The sequence below is a fragment of the Cellulomonas gilvus ATCC 13127 genome, from assembly GCF_000218545.1.
Classification (GTDB): Bacteria; Actinomycetota; Actinomycetes; order Actinomycetales; family Cellulomonadaceae; genus Cellulomonas; species Cellulomonas gilvus.
In genome coordinates, this window is record NC_015671.1 from 3,448,444 (window position 1) to 3,469,517 (window position 21,074).

The following is a 21,074-nucleotide window of genomic DNA, read 5'->3' on the forward strand; positions in this document are numbered from 1 at the left end:
CGTCCGTGACGACGACGCCCTCGCCCGCGCCCCCGGTCCTGCCCGCCCTGCCCGCGCAGGCGGACCGGCTGATCCACCTCGGCGTCCACACGACCGCCGGCCTCACGGCCGACGCGCTCCGGCGTGCCGCGGCCGACGGGCCGGCCGACGGGCTCCTCGTCGTCTCCCCCACGTGCGCACCGGTGTCCGCGCTCGCGCCGCTGCTGTCGCTCGGCGGGCGGTCCGGCTTCGTGGTCCAGGACATGACGGACGTCGACGACTTCATGCCGCTGCCGGACCTGGACGTGCCCACCACCCCGGTCTACGTGATCGAGCCGCCGGACCGGGGCGACGACCTCGCCAACTGGTCCCCCGACGAGGCGCTGGTCGAGCTGACCGCCCGCGGTCGCTCACCGCTCACGCTCGCCGAGGGTGTGCACTGGGCGCTCCAGGTGCCGGGCGTGCTCGAGCGGAACCGCTGCTTCATGACGATCGGATCGCGGCGGGTCGGCGCCCGCGGCCGGCTCGACGCACGCACGCCCGCGCTGTGGATCTCCGGTGGTACGGGCCGGGACGGCCGGGAGCGGCGCGGCGCGCCCAAGGTCGGGTGGTGCTGGGCGGGCAACCGGCACACGTGGCTCGGCTTCGCGTCCACGACCGCGCGGCACGCGGTCGCCTCAGGTGGGCAGGAGGCCTGAGGTGGGGTCGCGGTCGGTGAGGCAGTAGGGCAGGCCCGCGGGGTCGACGAGCGTCGTCCACCGGGGCCCGTGGCCCCGCACGCGCGCGCCGGCGGCCACGTGCGCGCGCTCCACCGCGTGCCGCGCGGTGCAGGCCACGTCCAGGTGCGCGGTCACGGTGCGGCGCGGGTCGTCAGCGCCCAGGCGTTGCAGCATGAGGCGCAGCGGCATCCCCGCGGGTCGCTCGAGCGGCACGAGCTCACCCACGCTCCCGCGGCGTGGCGCCCAGCCCGTGAGCTCCGACCAGAACGCCACCTCGGCGTCGAACCGTCGTGCGGGCACGTCCAGGCACAGCTGGTCCACGAGCGCGGTGGGGTGCTCGTCCGGCCGTCCCGGCGCGGGGACGGGGACGGGTGCCTGCCGCCGGGTCGCGCCCGTGTCCCGCACCAGGCAGAACACGTACCCGCCGGGTGAGGACAGCACCGCGTGCGTGCCCGCGTCGTGCTCGAGCGCCGCGCCCAGCGCGAGCGCGCGGACCAGCGCGGCGCGCACCGCGGCCGGATCACCCACGTGCAGGTCCAGGTGCACGCGCGGGCCGTCGGCGAAGCGCTGCACGCGCAGGTGGTCGTCCGCGTCCGGCGGGAGCAGGGTCGCGTACTCGTCGGCGTCCCCGCGCCACGGGGACAGCGTGCTCGCGGTCGCCGCGAGCCAGAAGTCCAGCGCCGCGTCCACGGTGCCCGGGGGGAGGTCGAGCATCGCGGTGGTCCAGCGGATGGGCATGCCGGTCACGCTAGCGGCGCGGGCGCGGACCCTCGACCGTCAGGTGGACCTCGACGGTGTCCCCCACCTCGATCCCCTCGCGCACGCGCACCGCGTCCTTCACGGGGAGGACGAAGCCGCCGTCCTTGGCGAACAGCGACGTCGTGAACGGGGTGCCGCCGATCCGCGCGGCGACGGGGATCATCCCCCACCCGTACGTGACGAGCCGCTTGACCGCCTCGAGCTCGGCGGCGTGCGGCGGCGGGACGGTCACGAAGTGGTACGGCGACGGGCCGCGCCAGTGCCAGACCTCACCGGAGAACTCGAGCTCCATGGGGCCCAGCATGGCGCGGCCCGCCGGCACGCGCTGCTCGTCGTCAGACGCGCACGACGACCTTGCCGCGGACGTGACCCGTCTGGCTCGCCTCGTGCGCGGCGGCCGCGTCCGCGAGGTCGAAGACCTGCGCGACGTCGACCCGCAGCCGGCCCTCGTCCGCGAGCGCCGAGAGCGCGTCGAGGTCCGCGGAGCTGGGGCGCACCCACACGTACTGACCGCCGAGCTCGTCGCGCGCCGCCGCCTCGACGATCGACGCGACCGTGCCGCCCTCGGCGAGCACCGCACGCGTGGTGGCCACCAGGTCGTCGGAGCCGAAGTCCAGGACCACGTCGACGCCGCCGGGGGCGAGCGCGCGCACGCGGTCGGCCAGGCCCTCGCCGTACGTCACGGGCTCGGCGCCCAGCGAGCGCAGGTGCTCGTGGTTCTTCTCGGACGCGGTCCCGATGACGCGTGCGCCACGCGCCGCCGCGATCTGCACCGCGAACTGCCCGACGCCACCGGCCGCGGCGTGCACCAGCACGGTCTGCCCGGCACGCACACCCGTGCGCTCGATGCTCTGGTAGGCGGTGAGACCCGCGAGCGGCACGGCGGCGGCCTCCTCGAACGTGAGCGACGCGGGCTTGCGCGCGAGCGTGCGCACGGGCGCCGCGACCAGCTCAGCGAACGTGCCGCCCTGCATCCAGTCCTTGCGCACGTAGCCGTACACCTCGTCACCCACGCTGAGCTCGGGCGTGTCCAGCCCGACGCGCTCGACGACGCCCGCGACGTCCCAGCCCGGGACCACGGGGAACACGGTGTCCATGAGCGGGTCCAGGTAGCCCGCGCGGACCTTCCAGTCCACGGGGTTGACCGACGCGGCCTTGACCCGGACCAGCACCGAGTCGGGCCCGACCTTGGGCGTGGGCTGCTCGGTGAGCTCGAGGACGTCGCTGCCGCCGTAGCGGCTGTAGGTGATTGCTCGCATACCGAGGGCCAACCGCGCCCGGACCGCGCGTCTTCCCCGCGGCGGCCGATCCGTGCGTCACATCCGCCGGCCCGGGTGCGGGTCGTCGGCACGTAGGGTCGGCGCTCGTGGACTGGGTGCGCGAGTGGTGGCAGGACGTGACGACGCCGTCGGCGGTGCCGTCCGTGACCGTGGTGGTGCTGACCGGCGTCGCCGTGCTCGTCGTGCTGGCGGTGCCGCTCGCGTGGCGGGTGGCGCGGCACGCGCTGACGATCGTGCACGAGGCGGGGCACGCGGTGGTCGCGCTGCTGGTCGGACGCCAGGTCTCCGGGATCAGGGTGCACTCGGACACGTCGGGGCTCACGCTCTCGCGCGGGCGGCCGCGCGGGCCCGGGATGGTCGCGACCGCGTTCGCGGGGTATCCCGCCCCGGCGGTGGTCGGCGTGGGCGCAGCCGCGCTGCTCGCGCGCGGCTACGACGTCGCGCTGCTGTGGGCGCTGCTGGCACTGGTGGCGGGCGTGCTCGTCGCGATCCGCAACTGGTACGGCCTGTGGGCGGTGCTCGTGAGTCTCGCGGTGCTCGTCGCGGTGACGGGGTGGGGCACGCCCGCGGTGCAGGCGGCGTTCGCGTACGTGGTCACGTGGTTCTTCCTGCTCGGCGCGCCGCGCGCGGTCCTCGAGATGCAGTCGGGACGACGATCCGCGCGCCGCCGCGGGGCCCGTGACACGTCCGACGCGGGGCTGCTGGGCGGCCTGACGCACACGCCGGGCGCGCTGTGGGTGGGGGTGCTCGGGCTGGTCACGCTCGCGGCGCTCGGGCTGGGCGGCGCGTGGCTGGTCGGTCTGCAGGTGTGACGCGCGCCCGGGTGGCAGGCACCCGTCGGGCGCCGATGATGGGGGGATGAGCCTGAGCGGACGCCTGCTGGTGGCGACCCCGCGCCTGCTCGACCCCCATTTCCACCGCACGGTCGTGCTGCTGCTGGACCACACCGACGAGGGTGCGTTCGGCGTGGTGCTCAACCGCCCGCTGCCGGTCGAGGTGGAGGCCGTGCTACCCGGGTGGCAGACGGTCGTCTCCTGGCCGGGCGGCCTGTTCCAGGGCGGGCCGGTGGGCCTGGACGGAGCGATCGGCGTGGCCGTCGCGAGCGACGACGACCCGACCGTGGTCGACCGGTTCACCGGCTCGTTCGGGCTCGTGGACCTGGACGCGGACCCCGGGAGCCTCGCGGGGCGGTTCGCCGGGCTCCGGATCTTCGCGGGGCACTCGGGCTGGGGAGCCGGACAGCTGGAGGCCGAGGTCGACGAGGGAGCGTGGTTCGTCGTGCCGGCCGAGCCGACCGACGCGTTCACGGCCGAGCCGACGAGCCTGTGGTCGCGTGTGCTGCTGCGCCAGGGCGGCGACCTCGCGATGCTCGCGCACTATCCGGCGGACGTGCACCTCAACTGACCGCTCGCAGCACGTAAACGATTCGTGCCCTTCGACCGTCGAAGCGCTTCGATTACCGTCACGCGTGCCGTGCCCCTCCCTTCCGGGACCGGCGCCCCCTGCGGCGGGCCGCAGCGGGCCAGCACCACGCCACAAAGGAGTGAGCGGATGCGTGTTCTCCCCGAGACGTCCACCCGCCTGGTGCGGCGCACCGCGGCGTGCGTCGCCGCGGCCGCGCTCGTCGCCACGGGCGCCGTCGCCGTGACCACCGCGCAGGCGGCGGACGCCGCGCCCGGCGACGCCGGCTACACGTGGGGCAACGTCGAGATCGTCGGCGGCGGCTTCGTGCCCGGCATCATCTACAACCAGGGCGAGAAGGACCTCGTCTACGCGCGCACCGACATCGGCGGTGCGTACCGCATGGACAAGGCGACCAGGCGGTGGGTCCCGCTGCTGGACCACATCGGCTGGGACGAGTGGTCGCACACGGGCGTCCTCTCGCTCGCGACCGACGCCCGCGAGCCGGACCGCGTGTACGCCGCGGTCGGCACGTACACCAACGACTGGGACCCGCAGAACGGCGCGATCCTGCGCTCCACGGACCGGGGCGAGACGTGGCAGCAGTCCGACCTGCCGTTCAAGGTCGGCGGCAACATGCCGGGTCGCGGCATGGGCGAACGCCTGCAGATCGACCCGAACGACAGCCGCGTGCTGTACCTGGGCACCGAGAACGGCAACGGGCTGTGGCGATCGACCGACTACGGCGCGACCTGGGCCAAGGTCACCACGTTCCCGAACGTGGGCAGCTACGCGCAGGACCCCACGTCGGACAACTCCTACCTCACGCAGAACCAGGGCGTCGTGTGGGTCACGTTCGACCCGACCAGCGGCACACCCGGCAGCCGCAGCACGACGATCTACGTGGGCGTCGCGGACAAGGAGAACAACGTCTACCGGTCCACCGACGGCGGCACCACGTGGTCGCGCGTGCCCGGCCAGCCCACCGGCTTCCTGCCGCACAAGGGCGTGTTCGACGCGGTCGGCAAGCAGCTCTACATCGCGACGAGCGACACGGGCGGCCCGTACGACGGCGGCAAGGGTGACGTGTGGCGGCTGGACACGACCACCGGCACGTGGACCCGCATCTCCCCGGTCCCGTCCACCAGCAGCGACCTGTACTACGGCTACTCGGGCCTGACGATCGACCGGCAGGACCCGGACACGATCATGGTCGCGACGCAGGTGTCCTGGTGGCCGGACATCATCATCTACCGCTCGACGGACCGCGGGGCCACGTGGTCACCCATCTGGGAGTGGGCCGGCTACCCGAACCGGACGCTGCGCTACACGCAGGACATCTCCGCGGCACCGTGGCTCGGCTTCGGCGCGACCAACCCGCAGCCGCCCGAGCCCGCGGTCAAGCTCGGCTGGATGACCGAGTCGCTCGAGATCGACCCGTTCGACTCGGACAAGATGATGTACGGCACCGGCGCCACGATCTACGGCACCGACAACCTCACCGACTGGGACACCGGCGGGACCGTGGACCTCACGGTCAAGGCGCAGGGCATCGAGGAGACCGCGGTGCTGGACCTGGCCGCTCCCCCGGGAGCCGTCGAGCTCGTGTCCGGCCTCGGCGACCTGGGCGGGTTCGTGCACACCGACATCACCCGGGTCCCCGCCAAGCAGTTCACGCAGCCGTTCCACGGCAGCGTCACGTCGGTGGACTTCGCGGGGACCAAGCCGGCGACGATGGTGCGCGTCGGCTACGGCGTCTCGGGCTCGGTCGAATCGCACATCGGGGTCTCGACGTCGTCGGGCTCGTCCTGGTGGGCGGGTCAGGAGCCCGCCGGGGTGACCAAGCCGGGCACGGTCGCGGTCTCGGCCGACGGTGGTGCCGTGGTCTGGTCGCCCGAGGGCACCGGCGTGCACCGCTCGACCACGCTCGGCTCGAGCTGGACCGCGTCCACGGGCGTGCCCGCGCAGGCGCAGGTCGAGTCCGACCGGGTGGACGCGAAGGCGTTCTACGCCGTCAAGTCCGGCGCGTTCTACGTCTCGCGGGACGGCGGCGCGACGTTCACCAAGTCGGCCGCGAGCGGGTTCGCGGGCGAGGGCAACGTGCGGTTCGGCGCGGTCCCCGGGTTCGCGGGCCACGTGTGGCTCGCGGCGGAGAACGGCATGTTCCGGTCCACCGACTACGGCACGACGTTCACCAAGGTCGCGGGCTTCACCGACGGCGGCGCGGTCGGGTTCGGCAAGGCCGCACCGGGCGCGACGTACCCGGCCATCTACTCGACGTCGGAGTACGACGGGGTCCGCGGCTTCTTCCGCTCCGTGGACGGCGGCACCACGTGGACGCGCATCAACGACGACGAGCACCAGTTCGCGTGGACGGGTGCCGCCATCACCGGTGACCCGGACGTGTTCGGACGCGTGTACGTGGGGACCAACGGGCGCGGCATCGTCGTGGGGAGCACGGGCACGACGCCCACCGTCCCGCCGACGCCCACGGCCACCCCGACGCCGACGCCCACCCCGACGCCCACGCCGACGCCCACCCCGACGCCGACGCCCACGCCCACGCCAACGACCTCGCCCACCACGTCGCCCACGGGCACGTGCGCGGTGCGGTACGCGACCAACGACTGGCCCACCGGGTTCACCGCGTCGGTGAAGATCACCAACACCGGCACGACGCCGATCAGCGCGTGGTCGCTCGCGTTCACGTTCCCGGGCAACCAGCAGGTCTCCAACGGCTGGTCGGGCACGTTCAGCCAGACGGGCCAGGCGGTCACCATCACGAACGCGCCGTGGAACGGGACCATCGCACCGGGCGGCTCGGCCGAGCTCGGGTTCAACGCCGGCTTCACGGGCAGCAACCCCCGGCCGACCGGCTTCACCCTCAACGGGACCACCTGCACCGCTTCATGAGGTGAGCCCCCCGTGGCGCGCGGAGCGACCTGGCTCCCGCGCCACGGCGACGGCCGGCGTCACGCCGGCCGGACGGGGGTGCGAGGGATGCGGACACCCCTCGCACCCCCGTCGTCGTGCCGCCGGAGCTCGTGGGCAGCGGCGCGAAGAAAGTCGTCCGCAGGTGCGTCCACCGGGGCCGCTCGTCCGGAAGTACGGACGACACCAGCTCGCCACCCGGGCGAGCGTCCCGGAAGGAGACCCCGATGCGCGCACGAACGATCGCCTGCGGCACCGCTGCCGTGGCCACCCTCGGACTCGCTCTCGTCGCCACGCCCGCGAGCGCGGCGGACGACGCCCAGCTCTCCGTGCTGCACGGCGTGCCGGACCTGACCGTCGACGTGTGGGTCGACGGCAAGCTCACGCTCGACGACTTCGCGCCCGGCGACCTGGCCGGCCCGCTCGACCTGCCCGCGGGCACCTACACGGTCGCGATCACCGCGTCCGACGCCGAGGACGACAGCGACCCGGCCATCGGCCCGGTGGACCTCGAGCTCGCGGCGGGCGGCAGCTACACCGCCGCGGCGCACCTGGACGCGGACGGCCAGCCGACCGCGACGCTGTTCACCAACGACATCTCGACGACGGCGGCGGGCGAGGGCCGGCTGACCGTGCGGCACATCGCGGCGGCCCCGGCGGTCGACGTGCTGGCGGGCGGCGACGCGGTGGTCTCGGGCCTGGAGAACCCCGACGAGGCCGTGCTCGACCTCCCGGCGGGCACCGTCTCGGCGTCGGTCGTCGCGGCGGGCACCACCGAGCCGACGCTCCTGGGCCCGGCCGACGTGGACGTCGCCGAGGGCTCCAACGTGATCGTCTACGCGTGGGGCGACGCGAGCGCCGACCCGTCGAGCCTCGCGCTGGCGACCCAGGTGATCGACGGCCTGCACAGCGACCCGACGGCCGTCCAGGCCGGTGAGCTGGGCCTCGCCGCCGCACAGGACCAGGGTCCGGCGGCGTGGCTGTGGGCGGTCGGCGCGCTCGTCGTGGCAGCCGGCATCGGCACGGGCCTGGCTGCCCGGCGCTCCACGGTCCGGGGCTGACCGGTGGCCCGCCGACCTGCCGGCCGGTGGGCGCTCGCCGTGGCACTGACCGTGGCGCTCGGCGCGGCGTCCGCCTGCACCCCCCCGGGTCAGGCCGACGCCGCGCCGGGCGGCGCACCGTCCCCCACCGTCGTGCCGGCCACCCCTGCACCGGCCGGCACGACGCCCCGGGCGGACCTGCTCCCGGACATACCGGTGCGCCGCGCCACCCCGCCCCCGGCGGTGGACCGGCCCGCCCCGGAACGGCTCACGATCGGGACGGGCGACGAGGCGATCGTCATGCCCGTCGATCCGGTCGGGGTCGCCGACGACGGCTCGATGGAGCTGCCGCCCGATGCGGACCGGGCCGGGTGGTACCGGTACGGCCGGACCCCGGGCGATCCCGCCGGGCACACGGTGCTGGCGGCGCACGTCGACTCGCGCCTGACCGGCATCGGACCGCTCGCGGACCTCGACGAGGTCGAGCCCGGCACCGTGGTCACGGTCCGCACCGCGGACGGCACGCAGCACCGCTACCGCACCACCGACGTGGTCCGGCTCGCCAAGGACGACGCCCCCGTGTCCGCCTGGTTCGCACGTGAGGGGCCCGCGCGGCTCGTCGTGATCACGTGCGGGGGGGCGTGGGACGCCGCGATAGGGCACTATGCCGACAACGTCGTGCTCACCGCCGAGCCTGTCGCGCCATGAGCGTGGGCACGGCCACGGCACCCCCGTCCCGTCAGGAGCAGCACGTGACCTCAGGCCTCGACGATCGCGCCGCGTCGCGCGACGGCGACGGGGTCGAGGCGCTGGGTGCGGCGTTCGCCGCAGGCGACGAGCAGGCGTTCCGCGAGGCCTACCGGCGCTGGTCCACGCTCGTGCACACCGTGGCGCTGCGCTCGCTCGGTTCGGCGAGCGACGCCGAGGAGGTGACGCAGACCGTGTTCGTGGACGCGTGGCGGGCGCACGCGCGGTTCGACCCGGCGCGCTCGCGGCTGCCGGCGTGGCTCGTCGGGATCACGCGGCACGCGGTCGCGGACGCGCACGAGCGGCGCGCGCGGGACCGGCGGCTGACCGAGGCCGTCGAGCCGCCCGCCGAGCAGGTGGCCGCGGCCGACGAGCGCGTGGTGCAGCAGATCGTGGTGCGCGACGAGCTGGACCGCCTGGGCGACCCGCAGCGCGAGATCCTGCGGCTCGCGTTCTACGAGGACCTGACGCACCACCAGATCGCCAGCAAGATGGACCTGCCGCTCGGCACCGTGAAGAGTCACCTGCGGCGCAGCCTGGCGCGGCTCCGAGACCGATGGGAGGTGGAAGGTGTCGCCGGATGACCAGCACGTGGACGACGACCTGCTGACCCTCCTCGCGCTCGGGGAGCAGGTCGGCACGTCGGACGACCTCGCCCACCTCGCGGCGTGCGAACGGTGCGCGGCCGAGGTCGCGTCGCTCGCCGACGTCGCGGTCGCGGCACGGCACGCCGCCGCACCCACACCCCCGCCCGATCGGGTGTGGGCGGCCGTGGCCGCCGAGCTGGACCTCACCGACCGGACGCCCCCGGTCACGACGAGCGCCGAGCCCGAGCGTGACGCCGCCGAGCAGGCGGGCGCCGTGGTGCTCCCGCTGGCCCGGCCGCGGCGCAGCTGGGGCTGGGTGGCCGCCGCGGCCGCCGCGGGCGTCCTGATCGGCGGGGTCGGCACGTGGGCGGCCGTGGACCGGCAGCCGTCGTGGGACGTGCTCGCGACCGCCGTGCTCGACCCGCTGCCCGGTTGGGAGGCGCTCGGGTCGGCGCAGGTCGAGACCGACTCCTCGGGCCACCGCGTGCTCGTCGTGGACCTCGACGACCAGCAGGACGACCAGGGCTTCCGTGAGGTCTGGCTGCTCAAGCCCGACGTGTCCGGCCTCGTGAGCGTCGGCACGCTCGAGGGCACCTCGGGCCGGTTCGACCTGCCCGCGGGGCTGGACCTCGACGAGTTCTCGGTGGTCGACGTCTCGCTCGAGCAGTTCGACGGCGACCCGGCGCACTCGGGCGACTCGATCGTCCGCGGCGCGCTCGACGCCTGACCGCCGGCCGCTCGCACGCTCACGCGGGCCGGCGCAGACCCCGCGCCACGAGCCACACGCCGAGCGACAGCTCCCACGCGAAGATCGGCAGGACCGCGACCGCGGACAGCGCCGAGAGCTGGCTGTTGTGCCCGAGCGCGGTCAGCAGCACCGACACGATCTGCAGCGGCGCACCCACCACGCCCAGCAGCGGGATGGCGCGCGGCACGCGCCGGTGCTGCAGCAGCACCGAGCCGAGCAGCGCCGCGTTCACGGCCGAGACCAGGCCCGGGCCCAGCAGGAACGTCCAGTCGCGCAGCGCGACCAGCGCGTGCGCGGTCACCAGCGCGGCGCCCTCGTCGGGCACCGCCCCGGCCGCGACGTCCTGCCGCAGCGTCAGCACCGCGAGCAGGCTCAGCACGCCGACCGCGATGATCGCGGCCTCGAGCACGCGTGACGTCACGAAGCCGAGCGCGCGGGCGGGCGCGTCGGCCCGCAGCAGGCGGTGCAGCACCACCGCGGTCCCCACGCATGCGGCCGCGTTGACCAGGTCCAGCAGCAGCCCCGCCGTGACGCGTGCGTCCGCGCCCGGACCCAGCACGTAGCGCGCGTCGTCGAGCACCGGGCTCAGCAGCAGCAGCGCCGGGATCGAGGAGGCGAACGTCAGCAGGTAGAGCGCACCCGCGAGGCGCGCGGTGCGGCGATCGGTGTCCACGGGAGTCCTTCCGGTTCAGGTGTACGGCGTACACCAGTCGTGCCGGACCGTAAGGTGGACGCCGTACACCTGTCAAGGAGGGGACATGACCGAGACCCGGCGCGAGCGCCTCAACCGCGAGCGCGTGCTGCAGGCCGCGGTCGAGCTCGCGGACCGCGAGGGGCTCGAGGCGGTGAGCATGCGCGCTCTCGCGGACGCGCTCGACGTGGTGCCCATGGCGCTCTACAAGCACGTCGCGGGCAAGGAGCAGCTGCTCGACGGCATGGTGGACCGCGTGATCGCGGAGATCGACGCCCCCGCACCGGGCGTCGGCTGGCGCACGGCGCTGCGGGCCCGCGTGCTGTCCGCGCGCGCCATGCTCACGCGCCACCCCTGGGCGCGCCGCGCGCTCGAGACCCGCACCACGCGCACCCCTGCGGTGCTGCACCACCTCGACACGACCATCGGCATCCTGCGCTCGGGCGGCTTCCCGGACCCCCTCACGCACGACCTGATGCACGCGTTCGGCAGCCGCATGTGGGGCTTCACGCAGGAGCTGTTCGAGGCCGCGCCCGCTCCCCCGCCCGACCCGGCGGCGCTCGCCGCGCTCGCCGCCCGCTACCCGAACGTCGCGGCCGTGGCGGGCGTCGCCTCGCACGACGAGGGCACGGTCGTCGGCCCCGGGTGCGACGACCAGCGCGAGTTCGAGTTCGCGCTGGACCTCATGCTCGACGCGTTCGCCCGGCTCGCCCCCGGCGCCTCACACACCTAGCGGCACACCGCACGGGCACGATGGGTAGGGTGCCGACGTGGCCGACGAGTTGCTCCTGAGCCCCGGGCAGGTGCGGATCGCACGCATCGCGACGGGCCTCGTGCTCGCGATGCTCACCCTGGGTACCGTGGTCGCGCTGGTGACGTACCCGAGCTGGCAGCTGGGGCTCGCCCTCGTCTGCGTGCTCGCCGCCGCTCCCCTGGCCCTCCTGCTGCCGGGCCGCATGCGCGCACCGCTGCAGCCCGGAGTACCGGCGCGCGCCTACCTCGCGTCGGCCGGCCTGGCGGTGGGGGCGGTCGCGCTCATCGCGGCCGCCGGCGTGCTCTTCTCGCAGGCACCGATCCGCTAGTCGGCGGTGCGGGCCTCGCGCTCCTGGAACGCCGCGGCGCGGGACTCCTCGAGCTGCGCCTTGCCCTGCGCCACCAGGGTGTCGCGCTCCTCGGGGCTCAGCGCGGCCCACTGCTGCGTGGCCTTCTGCGCCGCCGGGGCGACCGCGGCGTCGAACTCGGGCGTGCGCGCGACGTCGCGCAGCGAGCGTCGGCCCGCGAGCACGTCGTCGAGCAGGTCGCCCAGGGGCGTGCCCGCGTTCTGGTCACGCAGCTCGGTCAGCGAGCGCCGGAGCATGCGATCCATGCCGGCGTCCTGCGCGGTGATGCCGAGCAACGGCTCGGGCTGGTTCGGCTCGCTCATGGCACCCGGGGGTTGTCGTAGGCACCCGCGGGCAGCGGGTGCGTGCTGAATCCGTGGATCGAGCCCAGGTAGCCGGCAGCGAGCCCGACCAGGCCGTCGACCGCGGTGATCGCGTAGCCGTGCACCTGGATCACCTGCATCCACGTGCGCGCCGCCTGCGCGATGGAGAAAGCGGTGGCACCGCCGCCGACGATGCCGCCGACCACGGTCCACGAGCTCGCAGCGGCAGCGGCCGCGGAGATGGCCGCCGCGATCGCGTAGTCGACGAGCGTCTGCAGGAGCCCGACCAGCATGTCCTGGAACGACTTCATGCCCTGCGCGACGTTGTCGACCTCCTTGGCGATGTCCCGCAGCGGCTCGGCCTGGGCGGCGACCGCGGTCTCGAGGCCCTCGAAGTACCGGGACGCCGCGTTCGCCGCGTTGCCGGTCCACCCCGCCTCGAACGTGCCGCGCGCGGACGTGACCTCGGCCGCGTAGCGCTCGTGGAAGACGGCCAGGTGCTCGAGCGCGGTCGCGGCCTTGGACATCGCCTCCCAGTCGCCGGCGAAGTGCTCGGTCACCCAGTCCATCGGGTTGACCCCGCTGACCTGCTCGATCACCCACATCAGCCAGTAGCTGGGGCTGACCAGGTCCGGGAAGTGCAGACCCATGTCGACGAAGTCGGGGATGGGGGCGGACGGCGTGGGCGGGACCAGCGCGTCGGCGGGCGTGCTCATCGCGGCCCCCCGCCCGGGACCCACGGCGCCGGGATCTGGAGGGCGTCCAGGCGCGTGTCCGTCGCGTCGTCCGTCTCGCGGTACGTGGTGGCGGTCGCGCGCAGCTCCGCGGCCGACGCGTCCGTCAGCTCGCGCAGGCGCGCGAGCGAGGAGTCCACCGCCTCCCGGACGGTGTCGAGCACGGAGATCGCGTTGACGAAGATCCCGCTGTCCCCGAGCCCGCCGTGCAGCTTCACGTGCGTGTCGGTGTACGCGGTCGCCCGCGTCTGGTCGCGCGCGACCGTCGTCAGCTGTGTCGCTGCCGACTCGAGCGTCGACTCGTCGACGTGGAATGCCATGGCCTCCCCCTGTCCGGTTCCGGGGCAGGGTACTCAGTACGCGCGCACCGCTCCACCCGGGCGCGTCAGGGTTTGTTGTAGAGCCACCACACGACGCCGGCCACCACCAGGCCGAGCACCACCGCCGCGACGATCTTGGGGATGCTGTAGGGGCGCTCGCCCACCACCTCGCCCGTGTTGGCGTTGACCATCACCTGCCACTGCTTGCCCGCGTACATGAACGTCGCGATCCAGATCGGCAGGAGCACCAGCTTGAACAGGACGTCCGCGTACCGCGTCTCCAGGTGGCTGATCCGCTGCTCGTCGCCGCCGATCGCACGCTTGACGTCGCTCCGGATCTCCGCGTCCATGCGCTCCTTCGCCTCGGCGTAGCCGCGCTGCGGGTCCACGTCGTACCGCACCGCGGAGTGCCCGACGAGGTAGTCGGGCTTGTACGGCTTGACCGCACCCAGCGCCCACGGGCCCAGCGCGTCGACCCGGTTGGTCGGCAGCGTGGTGGACGCGGGGACCAGCAGGTCGTCGAACGAGTTGCGCACGTGGCCGCTGCGGTGGCTCCACCGGGTGCGGCGCACCTCGTGGTCGCCCTGCCGCTCGGTGTAGTGGTCGCCACGCTGTCCCGCGTACTCGGTGAAGGTCTGCGCGTCGAACGTCCAGTGCGGCAGATAGGTGCCGCGGATCGACTCGGTGTCCCCGACCTTCTTGAGCGCGCCCGGCGCGAACCACCGCGAGCGCACCCACGTCCGGAACGAGTCCCGGGCCGCGCGGCTGTCCACCGTGAACGGCAGCACGCCCTCCGGTGCGATCACACCGTCGGGGTTCGTGACGGCGACCAGGTTGCCGCCGCAGAACTGACAGCGCCCGGCGACGTCCTTGGTCTCGGTGCGGGCACCGCAGCCGTCGCAGGCGAGCACCTGCCCGCCGATCGAGGCGACCTGGTAGCCGCGGTTGCCCGCGAGCCACTGCTCGTACGAGTGCTCGGAGACGGCCTCGTGCGCGTCGTGCTCGATCTCCTGGCGGTACCCGCAGGACCCGCAGACGAGCGCGCCCTCGGCGGCACCGTAGGCGAGCGCCGCACCGCACACCGGGCAGCGGCCGTCCGCGACGGGTGCAGTGGCCTCGTCCCACCCCGGGGCGCCGAGGTCGTCGGACGGGGTCGCGGCCGGCGCGTCCGACGCGGTGGGCAGGGGCGGCGGCTCCGGTGCGCCGGGCAACGGCGGGGGGACGTGCGACTCGGACACCGGCGTCAGGCTCCCGTCGGCGGGACGGGCGGCAGCGGCGGAGGCGTCGCGGCGAACAGGGCGCCGAGCTGCGGGACGTCACCCGCGGGCGTCCAGGCGGCCAGGCCCTGCTTCCACACCAGCGTCTCGCGCGTGACCTGCCCCGCACGCACCTGGGCACCGAGGTCCTCGGGCGTGACCGGACCGGCCTGCGTGCCGGCGACGGCGTAGAACCACATCTCGTCGGTCACCGGCAGCGGCGGCGGACCGCCGGCCGCGGGTGCCGCGGCGGTCCGGGGCGCGTTGGCGGCCTGGATGGACTGGGCCATCTGCGTGCCCATCGCCATCCCGACGCCTAGGCCCAGGCCCTCGCCGGCACCGCCCGGGTTGTTCGCGGCGTCGCCGATCGCGTTCGCGGTCTGGAACCGCGTGTACTGGTCCAGGTCGCCCAGCACGCCCATCTGGGTGCGCTTGTCGAGCGCGGCCTCCACCTCGGGCGGCAACGACACGTTCTCGATGACGAACCGGGGGATCTTGACGCCGTACTCGGCGAGCTCGGCGGTCAGGGCGGGCGCGAGCTTGGCGGACAGCGACTGCTGGTTCGCGGCCAGGTCCAGCATGGCGATCCCGGAGCTCGCGATCGCGGGCGCCAGGTGGCCGATGATGTTCTGGCGGAAGAACTCGCCGATCTCGTCGGTGCGGAAGTTGGAGTCCGTGCCCACCAGCTGGCGCAGCAGCGCGGACGGGTCCGCGACCTGCAGCGCGTACGTGCCGAACGCGCGCAGCCGGACCATCCCGAACTCGGGGTCGCGCAGCGTGATCGGGTGCTGCGTCCCCCACTTGAAGTCCGTGAACTGACGCGTCGCGACGAAGTACACCTCGGCCTTGAACGGCGAGTTGAAACCGTACTTCCAGCCCTTGAGCGTGGTGAGGATGGGCAGGTTCTTGGTCTCGAGCACGTAGCGGCCCGGGCCGAACACGTCGGCGATCTGGCCCTCGTTCTCGAAGACGGCCACCTGGCCCTCGCGGACGATCAGCTGGGCCTCGTTCTTGATCTCGTTCCCCTGCCGGGGGAACCGCCACACGATCGTGTCCCTGCTGTCGTCCAGGAACTCGATGATGTCGATCAGCTGCCCGCGCAGCTTGTCAGCGAAGCCCATGTCCCCACTCCTTCGTCCGGTGCACGACGACCTTAGGGCCTGCCGCAGCCCCGAGGGAGGAGTCGGCGCAGATCGGTGGACGACTCACCCGGCCGCGCACGCACGCTGCATGAGCACCACGCGGAACCCGGGACGTTCGGACTCCCCGACGGCCTCGAACCCCCAGGACCGGTAGAGCGCGTCGAGGTGCGGGTTGCTCGCGCGGTGGTCGAGCCGCAGCCACACGGCACCTGCCCGCTGCGCGCGCGCATGGGCCCACTCGACGAGCGCGCGGCCCAGCCCTCGCCCGCCGGCACGCCGCGCCACCATCAGGCCGTGCACGTACAGCGCGGGGGTCGTGTCCTCGCCCCAGTACTCGGGGTCGGCCGGGACCACGCGCACCGTGGCGAGCACGCCCTCGTCGTCCTCCACCACCCACCACTGCCCGGCGGCGACCTGTGCGGCGACCCGCTCGCGCGGCAGCGAGCCCACGGGCCACTGGTCGATGCCGCGCTCGGCCATCCACTCCTCGAGGTCGCGCCGCAGCGCGTGGACCGCCGCGACGTCGCCGGGCCCCGCGGGCCGGGGCGTCATGCCGGCCGTCCGCCCGGCCGCGAGCGCGGCCTCGTCGTCGCGCCCGCCGACGACGACGAGGTCCGCACGCGACGCCGTCGCCTCCACCAGCGCGGCGTTGCGGCCGTCGACGTCCCGCGCCCACGCCAGCGCGGCGTGCTCGGTGCGCCCGTGCCGGACGTGCCGCTCCACCAGGCGCCGCTCGCGCTCGTCGGACGGCGTCGCGACGAACCACGCCTCGTCCAGGAGGTCCCGCACGCGACCCCACGGCTCGTCGGCCACCAGCAGGTAGTTGCCCTCCACGACGACGACCTCGTGCCCGGGCTCGACGGCGACCTCGGCGGCCACCGGCTCGTCGACCTCGCGACGGAACCCCGGTGCGTACACGGTGTGCGCCGTCTCGTCGCGGACGCGGCGCAGCAGGGCGACGAAGCCCCAGGCGTCGAACGTGTCGGGCGCGCCCTTGCGGTCGCGCCGCCCCAGCGCGTCGAGCGTCGCGTTGGCGAGGTGGAAGCCGTCCATCGGCACGTGCGCGGCGCGCCCACCCAGCGCGCGCACGAGCGACTCGGCGAGCGTCGTCTTGCCCGCGCCAGGACTGCCCGCGATGCCGACGACCACGCGCCGGCCCGCCGCCCCGTGCAGAGCTCGCACGCGCGCGGCGAGCAGGTCCAGGTCCGCGACGTCCGCGCGGTCGGGCATGTCCACCCCCGGAGCGTGCCACCACCGGGGCCGCGGTGCCGCGTGCCGGCGGGTGGCGCGGCAGGATGGGGGTCCGGACCGGAGGGCGGAGGCCAGATGACGGACGACGACGAGGGCCGGCTGCGCGCGCTGGTCGCGGAGCTGGAGGCGCAGCGCGGCGAGCTGGTGCTGGACCGGTTCACGCACGACGACGCGTGGGAGCTCGGCAGCTGGCTGTGGCGCACGGCCGTCGAGCGGGACCTGCCCGTCGCGATCAGCATCCGGCACGGCGAGCAGCGCGTGTTCGCGGCCGCGCGGCCGGGCACGTCGGCCGACAACGACGCGTGGATCGAGCGCAAGGAGCGGCTGGTCCGCCGCTGCGCGACCGCGTCGTTCCTGGTCGGCCGGCGGCTCGCGCTGTCCGGCGGACGGCTCGAGGACGCGGGGATGGACCCGCTGCTGCACGCCGCGGCCGGCGGGTGCGTCCCGGTGGTGGTGCGGGACGTGGGGATGGTCGGCACCGTCACGGTCTCCGGGCTGCCGCAGGCCGACGACCACGCGCTCGTCGTCGAGGCCTTGCGCGCGCTGCACGCGCGCTGACCCCGACCCCTCCCACTGACGTACCGGACGGACGCGGCACCGTGCGCGCGCCGCGTCCGTCCGGGTCCGTGCTCAGCAGGTCACGAGGCCACGCACGTGACGCTGGGCCACGTCCAGGTGCCGTTGTGCTGGACCGTGAAGCCGAACGAGGTCGTCTGACCCGAGGCGAGCGCCCCGTTCCCGCTGGGGCGGACCGTCATGACGTTGCCGGACCAGTCCCAGGACGGCGAGCCGTTCCAGGTGGCGATCACCTTCTGCGGCGACCTGACGGTCACCACCGACGTCCAGCTCGAGATGTTCCCGTTGGCGCGGATGGTCACCGTGCCGTTGAAGCGGTCACCCCACTTCTGGCCCTCCGAGTACGTCGCGGTGCACGAGCCGCCCGTCGTGGGCGGCGGCGTCGTGGGGTTGGTGGTGGGGTTCGTCGGACCCGGCGTGGGGTTCGTCGGACCGGGCGTGACGGACGTGCCGCCCGCGTTCAGCGCGTTGAGGACGCTCGTGTACGCGGCCTTCTTGTTGCCGGACCCGTCGAACAGCAGCGGCGTGCCGGACGCGCGCCACGAGTCCGTGTCGCGCACGCCCCAGACCGTGATGCCGGTGCACCGCGCCTCGGACAGGCACGCCTGGACCACGCCCTGGTACTGCTGGGCCTGCGACGTCCCGGAGCCCTCGATGTCCAGCTCGGTGATCTGGACGTCCACGCCCAGCGCCGCGAAGTTCTGCAGCGTCGTGTGGTAGTTCGAGGGCACCGGGTTGCCCGAGTTGAAGTGCGCCTGGAACCCGACGCAGTCGATCGGAACGCCGCGCGACTTGAAGTCGCGGACCATCGAGTAGACGGCCTGCGTCTTGGCGTGCGACCAGTTGTCGGTGTTGTAGTCGTTGTAGCAGAGCTTGGCGTTCGGGTCCGCGGCGCGTGCGGCGCGGAACGCCGCCTCGATCCAGTCGTTGCCCGTGCGCTGCAGGTTGGAGTCGCGACGGGCGCCCGACGAGCCGTCGGCGAACGCCTCGTTGACCACGTCCCACGCGTAGACCTGGCCGCGGTAGTGCGTGGCCACCTGCGTGACGTGGTCGAGCATGGCCTGCCGCAGCGCGCTGCCGGACATGTTCTGCATCCAGCCGGGCTGCTGCGAGTGCCACGCGAGCGCGTGACCGCGCACCTTCTTGCCGTTCTGCCGGGCCCAGCTGACGATCTGGTCGCCGCTGCTGAAGTTGAACTGGCCGCGCTGCGGCTCGGTGGCGTCCATCTTCATCTCGTTCTCCGCGGTGATCATGTTGAACTCGCGGTTCGCGATGCTGCTGTACGTGCCGTCGTTGAGCCTGCTCGCGGCGATGGCGGTGCCGAAGTACCGGCCGCTCTCGGCGGCGGCGGCCTGCAGCGTGCTCCCGGCCGCGGTGGCCGGGACGGCGAGTGCCACGGCGAGCGCGGCGGCGACCAGCCCGCCGGCTGCGGCGGCGAGACGGCCGGGATGGCCCCTGCGTGGGATCGTCATCGAACCCCTCCTTGGTGTGGACGTGCCCGGCGCGAGTGCCGGCACGTCACCCTCCCGACGTTCGCAGAGATCGGTCCAGACATCGATAGTTTCGGCCGCTCATCCGAAGCGTTTCATCACCCGATGGGGTGACATCGCCCGCTGTGTGCGTGCTCCAGCACCATCAGTTCCGCGTGAGGTGCACCCTCTCGGACCCGGCGGGTATCGGGATGTCGTCCGATGGATCAGACCGCGGTCAGGCGGTGCACCTCGATGCGGACGCGGCCCTCGTCGAGCCGCGGCTCCAGCAGACCCACGTACGCGCCCGTCCGCAGCGCGACGGGACCGTCATCACCCACGTCGAACCGGGGGCTGGTGAGGATCGGCACCGACGGCTCGGGCTCGTGCAGCGCGGTGTTGAGCACCGAGACCACGGCACCGTCGGCCAGGCGCAGCTCGTAGCGCGCCCACAGCTCGACCGAGCCGTCGGGGTGCTCGAGGTTCCAGTCGGCGCCGCCGGGCAGCACCACGCCCTCGATGCTGCCGTTCACCGTCCCGCCGACCACCGGGATGACCCTGCGCCGACCCGTGGGCGTCATCCCCACGTCCACGACCTCGCCCAGCAGCGCGTCGATCGTGAACAGCCACTGCGCCCCCACGCGACCCGGCCCGCTCGCGTCCCGTGGGATCGTCGGCACGGTGGCCCCCTTCCTCGTCGGGTCGGCGACGCGGGCGGCGTGGCCAGCGGCAATCTACCGAGTGCGGCGCGCCACCCGTGACCGCCCGGGCTGCCTCCTGGCGCGCCCGGGGCCAGGATGGGCGGCGTGAGCGAGCACGAGCCGGCCGACGAGCTCAGCCCCGACGCCCCCGCACACGGCCACGGCGGCCCGCACGCCGACTGGAACCCGCGCGGCCCCCGTGTACGGCGTGATCCCGTGGCCGCCTACGACGCGTTGCGTGCCCAGTGCCCCGTGGCGCGCGGGCCCGACGGCGCGTGGACAGTGTTCTCGCACGCCGACGTCATGCGCGTCGCCTTGGACCACGAGACGTTCTCCAATGCCGTCTCGCGCCACCTCCAGGTGCCGAACGGACTCGACGGTCCCGAGCACACCGCGTTCCGTGCGCTGGTCGAGCGCTTCTTCACACCCGAGCGCATAGCCGAGCTGGCGCCCGCGGTCACGCGCGTGGCCGACGAGCTCGCGGCCACCCTCGTCGTCCCCGGGACGGTCGACGCGGTGGCGCTCGGTGCACGGTTCGCGGTGCGGGCCCAGAGCGTCTGGCTGGGGTGGCCCGCGTCGCTCGAGGAGGAGCTGCTCGACTGGGTCGCCGCCAACCGGGACGCGACGCGTTCGCGCGACCAGGTGCGCACGCGCGACGTGGCGCTGCGCTTCGACGCGATCATCCGCGCCCTGACCGACGCGCGCCGGGCCACGCCGCGCGCGGACGTCACCACGGAGCTGCTGCGCACCCGCGTCGGCGGGCGGACGCTGACCGACGACGAGGTCGTCTCCGTCCTGCGCAACTGGACCGGCGGGGACCTCGGCTCGATCGCGCTGTGCACCGGCGTGGTGCTGGCGCACCTGGCCGACGACCCGCGCCTGCAGGACCGCGTGCGCGACGGCGTCAGCGACCGGGAGCTCGACGCGATCGTCGACGAGACGCTCCGCCTCGACGACCCGTTCGTGAGCAACCGACGCGTCGCCACGCGCCCGGTCGAGCTCGGCGGGCGGCGCATCGCCGCGGGTGACCGCGTCGTGATGAGCTGGACCGCGGCCAACCGCGACGAGCGCGTGTTCGGCCCGCCCGAGCGCTTCGACCCCGTAGGCCACGCGCCGTACAACCTGGTCTACGGCATCGGCAAGCACGTGTGCCCCGGCCGGCCGCTGGCCACGCTCGAGCTGCGGGTCCTGGTCCGCGCGCTCCTGCGCGTCACCACCGCGATCCGGTCCGCACCCGACGCCGCGCGCACGCGCGAGCTGCCACCCGCGGGCGGCTACCAGCACGTGCCGCTCGCGCTGACCTGAACTCAGGTCCGGCGC

24 protein-coding genes are annotated in these 21,074 nt (G+C 74.2%); 12 read left to right on the forward strand and 12 right to left on the reverse strand.

The annotated features are described in order from the left end of the window. Nucleotides 1-5: 5 nt before the first annotated feature. Nucleotides 6-677: a DUF5701 family protein gene (locus CELGI_RS15755; protein WP_013885136.1), complete on the forward strand. Its 672-nt coding sequence runs from the start codon at nucleotides 6-8 to the stop codon at nucleotides 675-677. Here CELGI_RS15755 and CELGI_RS15760 read toward each other — a convergent pair. The 3 genes from CELGI_RS15760 to CELGI_RS15770 are packed head-to-tail and all read right to left on the reverse strand — an operon-like array spanning nucleotide 657 to nucleotide 2,716. Next, a complete protein-coding gene (locus CELGI_RS15760; protein WP_013885137.1) occupies nucleotides 657-1,436 on the reverse strand; it encodes a VOC family protein in 780 nt (259 codons plus the stop codon). The two genes, CELGI_RS15755 and CELGI_RS15760, sit on opposite strands and share 21 nt — an antisense overlap. A gap of 10 nt (nucleotides 1,437-1,446) precedes the next feature. Then, nucleotides 1,447-1,749 carry a DUF1905 domain-containing protein gene (locus tag CELGI_RS15765; protein ID WP_041574859.1) on the reverse strand — a complete coding sequence of 101 codons (303 nt, stop codon included), beginning with the start codon at nucleotides 1,747-1,749 and terminating at the stop codon, nucleotides 1,447-1,449. 43 nt (nucleotides 1,750-1,792) lie between these two features. Further along, nucleotides 1,793-2,716, reverse strand: a complete 924-nt coding sequence (locus CELGI_RS15770; RefSeq protein WP_013885139.1) for an NADP-dependent oxidoreductase — start codon at nucleotides 2,714-2,716, stop codon at nucleotides 1,793-1,795. 107 nt (nucleotides 2,717-2,823) lie between these two features. On the opposite strand from CELGI_RS15770, the gene CELGI_RS15775 reads away from it, so the two are divergent. From CELGI_RS15775 to CELGI_RS15805, 7 genes are all read left to right on the forward strand, one after another. Continuing rightward, on the forward strand, nucleotides 2,824-3,549 hold the full coding sequence (locus CELGI_RS15775; protein WP_013885140.1) for a M50 family metallopeptidase: 726 nt from the start codon (nucleotides 2,824-2,826) through the stop codon (nucleotides 3,547-3,549). A 46-nt stretch (nucleotides 3,550-3,595) separates the two neighbouring features. Next, a complete protein-coding gene (locus tag CELGI_RS15780) occupies nucleotides 3,596-4,141 on the forward strand; it encodes a YqgE/AlgH family protein (RefSeq protein ID WP_013885141.1) in 546 nt (181 codons plus the stop codon). Between the two features lie 147 nt (nucleotides 4,142-4,288). After that, nucleotides 4,289-7,051, forward strand: coding sequence for a cellulose binding domain-containing protein (locus CELGI_RS15785; RefSeq protein ID WP_013885142.1), 2,763 nt, complete (start codon nucleotides 4,289-4,291; stop codon nucleotides 7,049-7,051). Nucleotides 7,052-7,296: 245 nt separating this feature from the next. Beyond that, nucleotides 7,297-8,130 carry a DUF4397 domain-containing protein gene (locus tag CELGI_RS15790; RefSeq protein WP_013885143.1) on the forward strand — a complete coding sequence of 278 codons (834 nt, stop codon included), beginning with the start codon at nucleotides 7,297-7,299 and terminating at the stop codon, nucleotides 8,128-8,130. A gap of 39 nt (nucleotides 8,131-8,169) precedes the next feature. Further along, on the forward strand, nucleotides 8,170-8,817 hold the full coding sequence (locus tag CELGI_RS15795; protein WP_013885144.1) for a class F sortase: 648 nt from the start codon (nucleotides 8,170-8,172) through the stop codon (nucleotides 8,815-8,817). Continuing rightward, on the forward strand, nucleotides 8,814-9,440 hold the full coding sequence (locus CELGI_RS15800; protein WP_013885145.1) for an RNA polymerase sigma factor: 627 nt from the start codon (nucleotides 8,814-8,816) through the stop codon (nucleotides 9,438-9,440). Before CELGI_RS15795 ends, CELGI_RS15800 begins: the two co-directional genes overlap by 4 nt. Further along, entirely contained in the window at nucleotides 9,427-10,170 is a 744-nt protein-coding gene (locus CELGI_RS15805; protein ID WP_013885146.1) for an anti-sigma factor, read from the forward strand. Before CELGI_RS15800 ends, CELGI_RS15805 begins: the two co-directional genes overlap by 14 nt. A 19-nt stretch (nucleotides 10,171-10,189) precedes the next feature. Here the strand turns inward: CELGI_RS15805 and CELGI_RS15810 are convergent, their stop codons facing one another. Next, nucleotides 10,190-10,864, reverse strand: a complete 675-nt coding sequence (locus CELGI_RS15810) for a DUF4386 domain-containing protein (protein WP_013885147.1) — start codon at nucleotides 10,862-10,864, stop codon at nucleotides 10,190-10,192. An 85-nt stretch (nucleotides 10,865-10,949) separates the two neighbouring features. Between CELGI_RS15810 and CELGI_RS15815 the strand changes: the two genes are divergently transcribed. Both CELGI_RS15815 and CELGI_RS15820 read left to right on the forward strand, forming a co-directional pair. Then, nucleotides 10,950-11,615: a TetR/AcrR family transcriptional regulator gene (locus CELGI_RS15815; RefSeq protein ID WP_013885148.1), complete on the forward strand. Its 666-nt coding sequence runs from the start codon at nucleotides 10,950-10,952 to the stop codon at nucleotides 11,613-11,615. Between the two features lie 37 nt (nucleotides 11,616-11,652). After that, nucleotides 11,653-11,964, forward strand: coding sequence for a hypothetical protein (locus CELGI_RS15820; protein ID WP_013885149.1), 312 nt, complete (start codon nucleotides 11,653-11,655; stop codon nucleotides 11,962-11,964). Here CELGI_RS15820 and CELGI_RS15825 read toward each other — a convergent pair. From CELGI_RS15825 to CELGI_RS17800, 6 genes are all read right to left on the reverse strand, one after another. Next, nucleotides 11,961-12,305, reverse strand: coding sequence for a hypothetical protein (locus CELGI_RS15825; RefSeq protein ID WP_013885150.1), 345 nt, complete (start codon nucleotides 12,303-12,305; stop codon nucleotides 11,961-11,963). The genes CELGI_RS15820 and CELGI_RS15825 overlap by 4 nt on opposite strands. Further along, nucleotides 12,302-13,021: a WXG100 family type VII secretion target gene (locus tag CELGI_RS15830; RefSeq protein WP_013885151.1), complete on the reverse strand. Its 720-nt coding sequence runs from the start codon at nucleotides 13,019-13,021 to the stop codon at nucleotides 12,302-12,304. The genes CELGI_RS15825 and CELGI_RS15830 overlap by 4 nt, the downstream gene beginning before the upstream one ends. Then, nucleotides 13,018-13,359, reverse strand: a complete 342-nt coding sequence (locus CELGI_RS15835) for a hypothetical protein (RefSeq protein WP_013885152.1) — start codon at nucleotides 13,357-13,359, stop codon at nucleotides 13,018-13,020. The genes CELGI_RS15830 and CELGI_RS15835 overlap by 4 nt, the downstream gene beginning before the upstream one ends. A gap of 65 nt (nucleotides 13,360-13,424) precedes the next feature. Beyond that, the gene (locus CELGI_RS15840; RefSeq protein ID WP_013885153.1) at nucleotides 13,425-14,597 is read right to left on the reverse strand and encodes a hypothetical protein; all 1,173 of its coding nucleotides are present in this window, start codon (nucleotides 14,595-14,597) and stop codon (nucleotides 13,425-13,427) included. 5 nt (nucleotides 14,598-14,602) lie between these two features. Further along, on the reverse strand, nucleotides 14,603-15,736 hold the full coding sequence (locus CELGI_RS15845; protein WP_013885154.1) for an SPFH domain-containing protein: 1,134 nt from the start codon (nucleotides 15,734-15,736) through the stop codon (nucleotides 14,603-14,605). A gap of 84 nt (nucleotides 15,737-15,820) precedes the next feature. Further along, nucleotides 15,821-16,987 carry a nucleoside/nucleotide kinase family protein gene (locus CELGI_RS17800; protein WP_013885155.1) on the reverse strand — a complete coding sequence of 389 codons (1,167 nt, stop codon included), beginning with the start codon at nucleotides 16,985-16,987 and terminating at the stop codon, nucleotides 15,821-15,823. Between the two features lie 96 nt (nucleotides 16,988-17,083). Between CELGI_RS17800 and CELGI_RS15860 the strand changes: the two genes are divergently transcribed. Next, nucleotides 17,084-17,566 (forward strand): heme-degrading domain-containing protein, encoded by a 483-nt coding sequence (locus tag CELGI_RS15860; protein WP_013885156.1) that lies wholly within the window; start codon nucleotides 17,084-17,086, stop codon nucleotides 17,564-17,566. A gap of 80 nt (nucleotides 17,567-17,646) precedes the next feature. Here the strand turns inward: CELGI_RS15860 and CELGI_RS15865 are convergent, their stop codons facing one another. Both CELGI_RS15865 and CELGI_RS15870 read right to left on the reverse strand, forming a co-directional pair. Next, nucleotides 17,647-19,056, reverse strand: a complete 1,410-nt coding sequence (locus CELGI_RS15865; protein WP_013885157.1) for an endo-1,4-beta-xylanase — start codon at nucleotides 19,054-19,056, stop codon at nucleotides 17,647-17,649. A 224-nt stretch (nucleotides 19,057-19,280) separates the two neighbouring features. Further along, on the reverse strand, nucleotides 19,281-19,733 hold the full coding sequence (locus CELGI_RS15870; RefSeq protein ID WP_013885158.1) for a DUF3237 domain-containing protein: 453 nt from the start codon (nucleotides 19,731-19,733) through the stop codon (nucleotides 19,281-19,283). A gap of 126 nt (nucleotides 19,734-19,859) precedes the next feature. On the opposite strand from CELGI_RS15870, the gene CELGI_RS15875 reads away from it, so the two are divergent. Next, nucleotides 19,860-21,059 (forward strand): cytochrome P450, encoded by a 1,200-nt coding sequence (locus tag CELGI_RS15875; protein ID WP_013885159.1) that lies wholly within the window; start codon nucleotides 19,860-19,862, stop codon nucleotides 21,057-21,059. The last annotated feature ends 15 nt before the right edge of the window (nucleotides 21,060-21,074 follow it).